11 protein-coding genes are annotated in these 11759 nt (G+C 50.5%); 4 read left to right on the top strand and 7 right to left on the bottom strand.

What is annotated here, in order from left to right; all coding sequences use genetic code 11:
* Window positions 1-7 precede the first annotated feature (7 nt).
* The gene (locus tag RC73_RS12060; RefSeq protein WP_039034878.1) at window positions 8-403 is read left to right on the top strand and encodes a type IV pilin protein; all 396 of its coding nucleotides are present in this window, start codon (window positions 8-10) and stop codon (window positions 401-403) included.
* Complete coding sequence (locus tag RC73_RS12055; RefSeq protein WP_039034877.1) at window positions 400-699, top strand: TapY2 family type IVa secretion system protein; 300 nt, start codon at window positions 400-402, stop codon at window positions 697-699. The genes RC73_RS12060 and RC73_RS12055 overlap by 4 nt, the downstream gene beginning before the upstream one ends.
* Before the next feature lie 35 nt (window positions 700-734).
* Here the strand turns inward: RC73_RS12055 and RC73_RS12050 are convergent, their stop codons facing one another.
* The 5 genes from RC73_RS12050 to RC73_RS12030 all read right to left on the bottom strand — a co-directional run bounded on the left by RC73_RS12050 (window position 735) and on the right by RC73_RS12030 (window position 7530).
* Entirely contained in the window at window positions 735-1142 is a 408-nt protein-coding gene (locus tag RC73_RS12050) for a CBS domain-containing protein (protein ID WP_039034876.1), read from the bottom strand.
* 51 nt (window positions 1143-1193) lie between these two features.
* Entirely contained in the window at window positions 1194-2942 is a 1749-nt protein-coding gene (locus RC73_RS12045) for a GNAT family N-acyltransferase (RefSeq protein ID WP_082014313.1), read from the bottom strand.
* 15 nt (window positions 2943-2957) lie between these two features.
* Entirely contained in the window at window positions 2958-3824 is an 867-nt protein-coding gene (locus RC73_RS12040) for a UDP-2,3-diacylglucosamine diphosphatase (protein ID WP_082014312.1), read from the bottom strand.
* A 512-nt stretch (window positions 3825-4336) separates the two neighbouring features.
* Window positions 4337-5695, bottom strand: coding sequence for a YjiH family protein (locus RC73_RS12035; RefSeq protein ID WP_039034875.1), 1359 nt, complete (start codon window positions 5693-5695; stop codon window positions 4337-4339).
* A 290-nt stretch (window positions 5696-5985) separates the two neighbouring features.
* Window positions 5986-7530: a methyl-accepting chemotaxis protein gene (locus tag RC73_RS12030; RefSeq protein WP_039034874.1), complete on the bottom strand. Its 1545-nt coding sequence runs from the start codon at window positions 7528-7530 to the stop codon at window positions 5986-5988.
* 524 nt (window positions 7531-8054) lie between these two features.
* On the opposite strand from RC73_RS12030, the gene RC73_RS12025 reads away from it, so the two are divergent.
* Window positions 8055-8762 carry a hypothetical protein gene (locus RC73_RS12025; protein ID WP_052248170.1) on the top strand — a complete coding sequence of 236 codons (708 nt, stop codon included), beginning with the start codon at window positions 8055-8057 and terminating at the stop codon, window positions 8760-8762.
* A 33-nt stretch (window positions 8763-8795) separates the two neighbouring features.
* On the opposite strand, the gene RC73_RS12020 is transcribed toward RC73_RS12025, so the two are convergent.
* Window positions 8796-9656, bottom strand: a complete 861-nt coding sequence (locus RC73_RS12020; RefSeq protein ID WP_039034873.1) for a U32 family peptidase — start codon at window positions 9654-9656, stop codon at window positions 8796-8798.
* Window positions 9657-9666: 10 nt separating this feature from the next.
* On the bottom strand, window positions 9667-10668 hold the full coding sequence (gene ubiU / locus RC73_RS12015) for a ubiquinone anaerobic biosynthesis protein UbiU (RefSeq protein WP_039034872.1): 1002 nt from the start codon (window positions 10666-10668) through the stop codon (window positions 9667-9669).
* Window positions 10669-10808: 140 nt separating this feature from the next.
* Between ubiU and ubiT the strand changes: the two genes are divergently transcribed.
* A complete protein-coding gene (gene ubiT, locus RC73_RS12010; RefSeq protein WP_039034871.1) occupies window positions 10809-11327 on the top strand; it encodes a ubiquinone anaerobic biosynthesis accessory factor UbiT in 519 nt (172 codons plus the stop codon).
* The last annotated feature ends 432 nt before the right edge of the window (window positions 11328-11759 follow it).

Raw genomic sequence — 11759 nt, 5'->3', positions numbered from 1 at the left:
ATAAGAGATGAAAAGACCAGCGGGTTTTACCCTGATAGAAGTCATGATTACTGTGGTCATTATCGGCATACTGGCGTCTATCGCTTATCCATCTTATGTGCAGTACATTGCCAAGAGTACTCGTTCCGAGGCTCATGCGGCCTTGATGCGACTGGCCAATCTGCAGGAGCAATACTATTTGGATAATCGCACTTATGCCACGGATATGACCAAACTGGGGCTCAATGCCAGTCCCTTTATTACTGAGAATGGTCATTACAGTATCGCGTCAACCGGCACAGCGGATTTCACCCTGACCGCAACGGCACAAGGAGCGCAGGCCAGCCGCGACAGTAAGTGTAAAACGCTGACCTTGACCGATGCCGGGATTAAAAGTGGTGCTTCAACGGAGTGTTGGAAATGATTAGATCAATTAAATATGGTTTGTTGCTCCTACTGCCCGGTATGCTATTTACAGCCCAAGCCGCCGAGCGGCAGGATGTTAAATGTCACTTGATTACCAGCAAGGGAGAGCAGATTGCCTTTTATCGCTGGGACTTGGACAAGCAGCAGCTATTTATGGCGCGTTTGAGCGGTAAGTCGTTAAAGGATGCCCGCGGTAAGCGTTACTTTATCAGGGAAGCCAGAGAGTGTGTGTTGCTCAAGGAAGCATTCAGCTCTGAGAAGGCTCGTAAGTTGGATGAGATGGCTCTAAGATAACTTTCCCTAAGTCATGATACTTGAGCCAGTTCGGGTTAACAGCAATAGGCTCGCAATAGATCCTTCCAGGTCACTATACCGACAATTTCGCCGTCTTCCAGTACCGGCAGTGAACCTATATCTTTCTCCAATAAGAGCCTGGAAGCCTGCGCCAGGCCTACGTGGGGCGCAACGGTTACAGGGTTACGGCTCATTACTTGGTGTGCCCGCTTATTGAGGGTTTCCAGATCTCTGCTGCTGGCGGTATCGCTGCCAAGGTTGGGGCTTAAGGCCCGCAGCAGATCACGTTCGGACAGGACGCCTTCCAGCTTGCCTTCATCATTCACTACCAGTAAGTGATGAAAGCCTGCATGATGAAATATCTCTTTGACCACACTCAGGCGATCGTCCATTTCCACTGTGACAACCCGAGTGATCATGATATCGGCGATGCAGAGCTGCATAGGGATCCTCCATAACCTTTCCTTTGTTATATCAGAGCCCTGTCAATAATGCTAACTCAGAGTATTTTCATCTTGCTGATTGAGCTCCTGCAGATGGCAATCGATATAGCGGCTGCGTTTTTTGAACTTGAGTTTGTCCAAGTCCACCAGCACCAAGCCATCGATACAGTCGGCAAAGTCGGCATCCACTCCAAAGGCGAGGAAGCGCACCCCATCAGGCTGACAAAGTTCGCCGTATTGCTTGTAGAGAGTTGGCACAGCGGCTCCCATACTGGCAAGGGTCTGCTTGAGCTGTTTAAACGCGTCTTGATAATCTGAATCGATATAGAGTTTGTCCAGCTCAGTCTGGCGCTCAGGTGACAGACCAAAAGGCGCGAAAGACTGTGCCAGTTGTGTCTTACAGGGAAACTGCTGCAGGTAGAAGTGCACCAACATCTCCTTGGCTGGTGCCGGCAGTTGGTTGCTTATGGTCACCGGTCCGAATAGATAGCGGTAGCCGGGATGACGAGCCAGAAAGGCACCTATGCCGTACCAGAGGTAATCGAGACTGCGCTTCCCCCAATATTTAGGCTGTACAAAGCTGCGGCCGAGTTCCAGGCCCTTGGTGAAATAGGGCGAAAATTCAGCTTGATAGTGAAACAGTGACTCACTGTAGAGGCTTTCTCCGGCACTGTGCAAGTTCGCAACTTCGGCAAAGCGGTAGGCGCCGACTATTTCCAGCTCCTTGGGATCCCAGAGCACCAGGTGCAGATAACTGGAGTCGTACCTGTCTATGTCTCTGCGTTTTCCCGTACCTTCACCTACGGCGCGGAAAGCCAGTTCCCGCAGCCTACCTATTTCCCGCATCACAGGGCTGCTGCCCTGATGGCGGTAGAGGAAAATCTGCTTGTCATCCTGAGTTTGACCAAGCTGCTCGCACTGCAGTAAAGCCTGTTGCAACTCACGACGTTTTTCTGGATGGGCGATGGCGCTCTGGGTGTTGAAAAGTGGGCTACGATTCTTGCCGATGCGATAGAGATGGTTCTTCAGCAGACTGACCCGGGTTTTGAGTGGGAAGTTACTGCCGCTGACCGCTTCTGCCGGGATAAGCTCGCCGATACGCACCGGCAAAGTGTTACTGGCTTGTTTAAACATCTCCTTGACCAACAGCAGGGTAGCCAAAGGTTTATATAACATGGAAGCGCCGTAAAAGGTCGCCGAGTTCTTGGCATCGACATACATGGGCAGCAGCGGCGCATTGCAGCTGATAGCCATCTTCAGGAAGCCGGTTTGCCACTGGGTATCGCGAATGCCGTTTGGTCTGAGCCGGGAAACCTCACCCGATGGAAAGATGAGCACAGCGCCTTCACTACGCAGATGTTGATGGATCTTCTCCAGGTGTTGTCTGGGGGTGCCGCCTGTCATATTGCGAACCGGCAGCAGGATGTTGTGCAGTGGCGTCAGTGTCATCAGCAGCTCGTTGGCAACTACTTTAATGTCAGGCCTGACTTCGCTGATAAGTTTTATCAGCACCAGAGCATCCAGCGAACCTATTGGATGATTGGCGAAGATAACGACCCGGCCCTGATGGGGAATGTTTTCCACCTCACTGTCCGGCACAGTATAGCTGACGGCAAAGCTTTCCAGCACTTGTTCAACAAAATCCACGCCCTTGAGAAAACTGAATTGGCCGGCGATATCATTGCACTCCCGCTCATTGAGCAGATAACGCAGTAAGGCCTTGGTTGGCTTGGCGAGCCAAGGCTTGCTGTTGATATTGGGCAGATTGGATTCCACAACTTTATCGACGGTAAACATCATAATGGGGTACCTGATTTAAGCAGCTTGTTGTTCTTGTCTCTGCCAGGCGAAGCGTTTCAGTACTTCGGTCCGGCCCAGTTGTTCATTCCAGCGCTCGAGTTGCAGCTCGCCCTCGAGGGTTTCGGTCAATAGGGTGCAGTTCTCTACCCAGTCACCATCATTGGCATAGATAAAGCCGCTCATTTCCGTGAGCTCGGGCTGGTGAATATGGCCACAGATGATGCCGTCCACCTTCTGCTTGCGGCCATAGCGCACCACGGCTTCGCGAAAACTGTTGATGGCTTGCTGGGCCTTGCCGACTCTTTGCTTGATAAAACCGGCCAAAGACCAATAGGGGTACCCGAGACGGCGGCGAACCTTGTGCAGTTGGCGGTTGAGAAACATCAAGACATCGTAGAGGTGATCGCCGAGGCGGGCGGTGATGCGGCCGATACAGACTTCGGAGTCAAACTGATCGCCATGTAGCATCAGCAAGGTTTTGCCGCTCAGGGTTTGATGTCGGTACTCTTTGCTGATAATGACGTCGGCGAGTTGCAGCTGGTGGTAGTCCTTAAATAGCTCGTCATGGTTGCCGGGCAGATACACCAGCTTGATGCCGCTCTGTGCCATCTGCAGCAGTTTTTGCAGCAGTTGGTTGTGACTCTCGGGCCAGAATACCCGGCGTTTGAGGGCCCAGATATCGACTATGTCCCCCACCAGATACAGCACCTTGGGCTGAACGCTGTTTAGGAAGTGCAGCAGGTATTCGGCCTTGCAGTCAATGCTGCCCAGGTGAATATCCGAGAGCCAGAGGGCGTTGAGCTTGGTAACAGGCTCGGCTGCGCGGCGGGAGTATGGGTGAAATGTCGATGGTTTGTTGAGCAATGACTTGCTGTCTTTCATCGCGGCTCCTGGATAAAACCAGTGAAACGGGTTTGACTGTGAAAGACTCTAAGTCAGTTATTTGACCTTGAAGTGACGTCTCGATGACCTTATTGTGACGCCCCGAACTCATCTTGATATCATTTGGCAATATGATGCGAAACTCGCTGCCATGCCCCGGTGCACTGATCAGGCGGATCTCGCCGCCAAGCACTTGAGTCACCAGTTTAAATTCCCGCAGTTGTTCATGGGACTCTCTCGACGGAGAGCGGTTTGAAGCTGCGGCTCCGCTTGGCGGCGCGCTCCAGGTTAGTCAGTATCAGTCGGCAGCAATCGGCCATTTCACTTTGGTACTGTTCGCAAATCTTGCTGATCGACATCCTTGGCGTAAAAGCACTTGTTGAAGGCTTTAACATTCTCTGCCAGATGCGAAGCCGCGGTGACACAGATACTTACGGGGGGGATTTCATAGGTGATGCTGCAACAACGGCCGCATGTAGCGGCCGTTGTCGGGAGGTTAGGTTACATTGCCCCTAGAACAGCAGATGTGCCATCCCGGCAATCACAGGCAGGGTGACCAGAGTACGCAGCAGGAAGACGGCGAACAGCTCCCAAATTTTCACCGGTATCTTGCTGCCGATAAGCAAGGCGCCTACTTCACTCATGTAGATCAATTGGGTGACCGACAGCGCCGCAATCACAAAACGTGTCATGTCGGCTTCTATGCTGGTGGCCAGAATCGAGGGGATAAACATATCGGCAAACCCAACGACTATAGTCTTGGAGGCCTGTGTTGCTTCGGGGATTTGCATCAATTCCAGCAGCGGAATAAAAGGCATGCCAAGATAGTCAAATACCGGGGTGTATTCGGCGATGACCAAAGCTATGGTGCCTATTGCCATCACGACAGGGAGTACCCCGAAGATCATATCGATGACATTCTTTACCCCTTCGGAGAGCACCTTGAATATACCGCCGGTATTGGCTGCCTTGGTGAGCGCCAGTTCCAGCCCCCAGGACAGGGAGTTATGGCCTTGCGGCAGTGACTCATCATCTTTCTGCCTGGGACTGCCATCAATATAGAGATCTTTTTTGCGTGACAGCGGCGGCAACTTGGGCACAACTATGGCGGCAACAATACCGGCCAGACAGACCGTCAGGTAGAAGGGCACAAACATCGCCTGCAGTTTTACTTGAGTGAGCACCACAAGGGTAAAGGTGATAGAGACTGCCGAGAAGGTGGTGCCGATAACCGCCGCTTCACGTTGGGTATAGAAGCGGTTTTCATACTGCTTGCTGGTTAGCAGAATACCAACGCTACCATCCCCGAGCCAAGAGGCCATACAGTCGATGGCGCTGCGTCCCGGCAGGTTAAATACCGGTCGCATCAATTTGGTCAGTAAGGTACCGAAGAGTTCCAGCAGGCCAAAATTGAGCAATAAAGGCAGGAACATACCGGCAAAAAAGAACACACAGAAGAGTAGCGGCAGCAGGTCATTCATTACCAAGGCGCCGGTGGAATCGGCTCTGAGTATCTCAGGGCCAACCTGGAAGAAGGTCAGGCAGATAAATATTGCTCCCAATACTCTAACCAAGAGCCAGGCAGGGCTGATATTCAACAGAGAGTTAAGAAACTTGCTGTGGCGGACGAAGCCGGGACGAAGGAGCTTTACCAATACACTGGCAGTGGCCATAAATACTACTATGGCGCAAATTATGCCGGTCAGATAATCATTGAGCAAACCTTTGAGTTCACCGGCCAACACAGCTACAGGGATCGTCAGTTCGTTGTTATAACTGATAGGTGTCATAAAGAGTAAGACACCGAGCAGGGATGGCACCAGGAAGGTGAGTATGGTTGCTATGTTGCGGGGTTGTTTTTCGTTTGCCACGTTTGTTACACCCTGAATTTACACTAATGAATGAGTAAAAAGTTACTCGCCAGGGGCAATATTGGCTTTGGATGCATTTTCATTCAGCCAGCCCCAGAATTTAAGGGGGCAAGATTACCCCCTTAATGCGGCTATGTAAATTCATTCGCTGTCAGTTCTGTCTCTTTGATCACAACAGCATAGTTATTAGCAGTCTTTGCGTAATTATTGTTTGAGCAGTTCCTAATAAAAAAGTCTTCAAAAATAAATAGTTAAATAATTGTTGCTCGAGTCAAGTCCAGGATTGAGCCTTAACCGAAGGTTTGTCTCAGATTCAATGACCTGTCGGCACTGGCCTTTAATTGCAATACGGCGTGCTCTACTTGACCTAGGGCAGAAACGTTGTCACGGGTGGCGCCATGAATCATCTGGATGCCACTTGCTATTTCCTGTACCACTTGCCCCTGCTGAGTGGCTGCCACGGCATTTTGTCTGGCGAGATCGTGTATTTCACTCATTCCCTGGTTAACTGTGTTGATGGACTCTACTGCCGATAATGCTTCGGTTGCACATTTCTGTGCTTGGTGTCTACTGGCTTCCATCTCAGTGGCCCACTTGGTCAGCATGCTGAACATAGTCTCTATGCTGGCTGAAATGCTTTTGGTGGACTCTTGGGTTCGAGCCGACAAGGCTCTGACCTCGTCGGCGACTACGGCAAAGCCGCGTCCCTGTTCACCGGCTCTGGCTGCTTCTATGGCTGCATTGAGGGCCAGCAAGTTGGTTTGATCGGCAATGGCATCGATTTCCGACATGGCATTGGCAACTTGCTGAGCTTCATCGTTCAGATGCTTGGCATTGGAAGCCGCCCTGGCAACATCATCGGCTAGGTGGAGAATATGTTTGCTGTTCTGATGCATCACATCCCGGCTTTGACGACAGAGGCCATAAGCCTCATCTATACGGCCAGAAGTAGCCTGAGTATTGTCGGCTACCTCACTGATTGTGGCGTGCAACTCTTCGATAGCGCTGGCAATTTGATGCATCTGTTGCTGCTCCAGATCCATGCCGACTCTGGCCTGCTCGGTGGCCACCACCAACTGAGCGGCAATATCATTGGTTTTCAGAGCTTGATCCTGAGTCCTGCCCAATACGCCTTGAAGCATGGCAGCTTTACGTTGTAACTGGAATTCGAGCACAGATGAGGTGTCTTGCCCGGCATAGATGAAGCGACTGATAGAGTCGTACTCTTGCTTGAGTGTCATCAGTCGGGCGGGAATACGAAAGGCTTCGTCATAGAAGATTGCCAGATTGAGCGCCATCAATATGGCCCCGGCCAACATCACTCCCCATCCCCAAATATAACCACAGAGTAGCAGACCAGCCCCAGCCATCAGTGCTGAAAGCAAGCGTTTTTGTGTCAGCGTCAGTGGATCTTTGACTTCTTTCCCTTGGTTCAGACGGTGGTAAACTTTGATGGCCCGCTTAACAGTCTCTTGGCTGGGCTTAACCCTGACGGATTGATAACCAATGATTTTTCCCTGTTCAAAGATGGGGGAAACGAAAGCATCGACCCAGTAAAAACCACCATCTTTACAACGGTTTTTGACCAATCCCCGCCAGGATTGGCCCGCCTTGAGGCATTGCCACATTTCGGCAAAGGCTGCTTTGGGCATGTCGGGATGGCGAACCATGTTGTGGCTGTGGCCCAATAGCTCGACTTCAGAGAAACCCGAGATCTTGGCAAAGGCAGGGTTGACGTAAGTGATAACGCCGCGAAGATCTGTGGTGGAAATGAGTTCGTCGGTGGATTGCAGACAGACTTCCCTGTCCGTAGTGGTGGAATTCCTTGTGGACATCTTTATTCCGGCTCAGAGTTAGTGGCCCTATGTTGATTCAGGCCTTATTATCGTTTTAAGTGTGATAAGCATAACATTTTTGTGGTTATTGGGGGGAGGGCTTTTTTGACAAATCTTTTAGGAACCAGTATTTGCATATCATTGATATGAATACTAATTGTAAAATTCTGTGGTCAGTGTTTTGGCCGGGATAAAACGCTATAAATAAACTGGCTATCGGCTGACTACAGTGGAATCTGCTGGTGCATTTTTGCCCTTGGACAAGCCATGTCAATTTCCGTGGCTGTCATCATCTTGACGATTAGAATTAATATCATCAATTAGTTGCTGAATAAGCCAGGGGCCAACGAACCGGAATCTATACTCTGGTGCCAAAATGCAATAATTCGACCGGGAGCGACTTTTGTTGTTTAAACTCGGGTAAATAAGCGATCAGTAACGCAAAAAGACCTTGCCCGGACTTTAAAAAAAATCTGGAGCATGTAAGTTAGACTGCAGAAACCTAATCCGGGACAAACACTGGCATGTTAAGAAGACAGAGACTGGCAAGAATGGCGTTGAGCTTTGGTTTGCTGGGACTCTTTGGACTGCTGCTGGGCCTGGGGGTGGTTATCTTGGGCTATCAGAGTGGCGATGGCCGGGGCTTCAGTTTACTCAATCACAGTTTGAGTGAATTGGGCAGTTATGGTCATTCATCTTTGGCAGTGGTTCTTAATGGTGGTCTGTTCTTTGGCAGCCTGAGTTTGGTACTCTGCTGGTTGTTTATCCTGCAGCTATCTCGCCAATTGAGTGGTCATCTTCTTTATCTCAGTTTGACTCTGACCTGTATGGCGCTCGCCGGGGTGGGCTTATTTCCGGTCAATGTCTATCATCTCCACACTATGATGTTGAAGTGGTTTTTCATCTTTGGTTGTATCAGCGTAGGTTGCTATCTAATTTATCTAGTACAACGCCCCTTTGTCGCGGCCACCTTATGGACCTTAATCCCGGCGCTTATCAGCGGCATCAGTTTGGGCGCTTTTCTGTTTTTGCCATATCTGGAACTTGGTATTACCGAGGGAGACAATCCTTTTTACTATGAGTTGGTGCTGCAATTACCGCGCCCCGACTTTTGGTTGCCGGCGGTGCTCGTATGGCTGGGACTCGGCAGTTTTATGCTCTGGGTCCTGTGTTTGCTGCTGTGTACAAAAGAGGCTCCCGATGAACAGGAGCCTGTTGAACATCCATATTAAAAGCCCAAACACGAGCTTGCGTAAGATTTTGATTTAACGTCTATAGACCATGCCTGGCGCGTCGTGCCAGTATCCATTACAGGCTTCATTGCTCGTTTCGGCGTCGACTTCACTCCCTGCATCTTGCCGTAAAGATTCCGCCAGAGCGATAGAATCATGGCCATCGGGTGATACCCTGAACCAGTCAACGCCCAAACGTTTCATTTCTGGAATATCCCGTCTGAGATCGCAGCGGCCTGCCGATTGAGTCTGGATACCGTTGAGTCGCAATAGCGGCTGTTGCTCCTGGGTTTGTGCGACCAGGCCTTTGGGGTGCTGGATGCATATTGTCTGACAGTCATCTTTCGCCAGTCCCCGATGGCGGGCAGTGAAACAGCGGGCCGAGTGGGCCAAGGGCAGATAACCATAGCCCAATAACTCGACTTCAAAGCTTGGTGCGGGAGTAGTGACTTTCTGTAGCCAAGTCTTTGACAGCTCAATGGGCATCACAAAGCGCTGCATGCCCCATTGGTGCAGTTTGTCCAGGCTGGCTCTGTTGTAGTTATTGATACTGGCGCCACAGACAAAGGGCAGTCCCTGTTCTCGCGCCATACCTACGGCGGCCATATCGTTGGCTTCAACCATAAATTCGCCATTATCAAGTTGTTTCTTAAGCTCTTTAAGCTCGGATTGTGCTTCTATCAAGGCCAAGGTTGACAGTACAATCTGTTTACCGGCGTCTTTGAGTTCATGGGCCAGGGCCAGATAATCGGCAAACTTCATCTGCCTGCGGCGGCTGCAAACGGCTTCTCCCAGATAAATCAGTGGAATAGTGCTGTCTGCTACTTCACGGTAAAAGGCTTGTACCTGTGCTTTAGGCCAGCAATAAAGCAGCGGGCCAAGAGAAATATTCATAGAAAACTTCCTATTGCCAGCTGCGCTCGTAGGCACCCAGCGTAGTGGTTTGTCCCTCGGATACTTTGGCCAGTGCGGCATGCCATTCTGGTTTGGATTGGAACCGCTCAGGCGCATTCTGATAGGTGTCCAGTGCCTGGCGCCAAACCCGGGTAACTTGTTCCACATAGGCGGGGCTGCGTTGGCGACCTTCAATTTTGAGCGACACTATGCCAGCCTGAGCCAGTTCCGGCAGTAAGTCCAAAGTATTGAGGCTGGTGGGGGATTCCAGCAAGAAGCCTGGCTGGCTGTCTTCTTCGGTCAGATATCGTCCCTTACATACCACAGGGTAGCCCATCTGTTCATTCAACCCCGAGCTGTCAATCAAGACTTCGTTGAGACGGGTCTGGCGACAGCCTTGATTTTCCTGCCAGCGCACATGTTTTGCCGGTGAGCAGGAACCTCCTGAGTTGGGAGATTCCCCGGTCACATAAGAAGATAATTGACAGCGTCCTTCGGCCATAATGCATAGACTGCCGAAGGCGAACACTTCCAGGTCAACCGGGCTGGCTTTGGCGAGATCCTTGACCTGCTTGATGGAAAGCACTCTGGGAAGTACGGCGCGCTCAATGTTGAATTCTCGCTTATAGAGCGACAAGGCGCCGATATTGGTGGCGCTGGCTTGTACCGACAAATGCAACGGCAGGTGAGGGTAGTGATTATGGGCATAATCCAGCAGCGACAGATCGGCCATGATCAGCCCATCAATATCTGTGTTGGCGGCCAGATCGACGGCTTGATACCAGCGTTTCTCTTCACCCGGCTGCGGAAAGGTATTAATAGTCAGATACAGTTTGCGCCCTTGTGACTTTACTTCTTTGGCTGCCTGTTGCAGCTTGGTCGGTGTGAAGTTCAACCCGGCAAATGAGCGGGCGTTGGTATCGTCTTTCAACCCCAGATAGAGGGCATCGGCGCCGGCGTTGAGAGCGGCCTTGAGTGAAGCCAAGTTCCCGGCCGGACACAGGAGTTCCATGTTAACTTTCTCCCTAATTGCAAACAAAGCAGCAGTTTATCGACCTTTGGATCTCATAGAGTTGATATAAAACAGGTTTATAACCATAAAACTTAGTTAGACTGCCAGAGTTTGGGCTTTTTTATCAGGAGTAACTCAAGATGCGCACGGCTTTAGCCGCCAAGGCGGCGCGCGATATTCTCACCCTGGCTCCCAAGTTGGCCGGGAAACCGCTGAATTTGGTTCCTTTCACTATCAAGGCGGGTGTACTGCAACAGTTGTTGGCGGTATTGCTTAGCGAGCAGGTTCAGGATGGCGAGTTGGATTTTCTTGAAGACCAATGGGTTGGCGTCCGGGTCGAGGATATGGAATTGGCATTTGAAGTCAGCTTCAAACAGGGCTTCAAGGTGCGACCTTTTACGGCTCCGGAAGTCACTTTCAGTGCCAATAGCGCCGAACTCTTGCTGGTGGCAGCCGCCAAAGAGGATCCGGACACTCTATTCTTCCAGCGCCGACTGAGTATAGAAGGCGATACCGAATTGGGACTCGAGGTTAAAAACTTGCTGCTTGGCATAGATGTTCAAAGTATGCCAAAGGGGTTAAAACTAGCGCTGGATAAATTGGCTAATATGCTGACCACGCTTCTGCAAAGTTCACAAGCATCGCCTCAATGGGCCTGACAAGCAGTAAAATAGAGACATAAAAAAAGCGACCCATTTGGGTCGCTGTCAGAGTTCAATCTAAACTCTGGATGGTGCGCTAGAAACCATCTTGAAGGGAGGATAATGATGAAACACTCGGTTCACTAATTCTGACTACCGATTTTTCCGCGAGTTCCCGCACCAAGCAAAATAATTCATTTTATTTGTTTCACTCCGAACAGTAGATTCCAGAAAAGTCTGCCATATTATGATGTTGCAGTGAGTTTGACTCAGTCTTTTCATTTTCTTGAATGGCAATATTGGCATCAACTATTTATTTACCTGGGTGAGTTGAGCAGCAGGATAAAAAAATGGCAACCCAAGGGGCTGCCATATAAGGTCGTACAAAACTAATTCGTACAAAAAGTCGTGCAAAGAATGAAAACCCGCTGCGCTAGCGCCGGGCTCCCA

Origin of the sequence: Shewanella sp. ECSMB14102, from assembly GCF_000813075.1 — a bacterium.
Classification (GTDB): Bacteria; Pseudomonadota; Gammaproteobacteria; order Enterobacterales; family Shewanellaceae; genus Shewanella; species Shewanella indica.
Note: the sequence above shows the minus strand (reverse complement) of the source record. Positions and strands in the feature narration are given on the sequence as shown.

Coding starts and splice junctions, on each gene's coding strand:
- ubiU (WP_039034872.1), bottom strand. CDS start 10,668: ATGGAACTCCTGTGTCCGGCCGGGAACTTGGCTTCACTCAAGGCCGCT.
- RC73_RS12060 (WP_039034878.1), top strand. CDS start 8: ATGAAAAGACCAGCGGGTTTTACCCTGATAGAAGTCATGATTACTGTG.
- RC73_RS12020 (WP_039034873.1), bottom strand. CDS start 9,656: ATGAATATTTCTCTTGGCCCGCTGCTTTATTGCTGGCCTAAAGCACAG.
- RC73_RS12030 (WP_039034874.1), bottom strand. CDS start 7,530: ATGTCCACAAGGAATTCCACCACTACGGACAGGGAAGTCTGTCTGCAA.
- ubiT (WP_039034871.1), top strand. CDS start 10,809: ATGCGCACGGCTTTAGCCGCCAAGGCGGCGCGCGATATTCTCACCCTG.
- RC73_RS12025 (WP_052248170.1), top strand. CDS start 8,055: ATGTTAAGAAGACAGAGACTGGCAAGAATGGCGTTGAGCTTTGGTTTG.
- RC73_RS12040 (WP_082014312.1), bottom strand. CDS start 3,824: ATGAAAGACAGCAAGTCATTGCTCAACAAACCATCGACATTTCACCCA.
- RC73_RS12050 (WP_039034876.1), bottom strand. CDS start 1,142: ATGCAGCTCTGCATCGCCGATATCATGATCACTCGGGTTGTCACAGTG.
- RC73_RS12045 (WP_082014313.1), bottom strand. CDS start 2,942: ATGATGTTTACCGTCGATAAAGTTGTGGAATCCAATCTGCCCAATATC.
- RC73_RS12055 (WP_039034877.1), top strand. CDS start 400: ATGATTAGATCAATTAAATATGGTTTGTTGCTCCTACTGCCCGGTATG.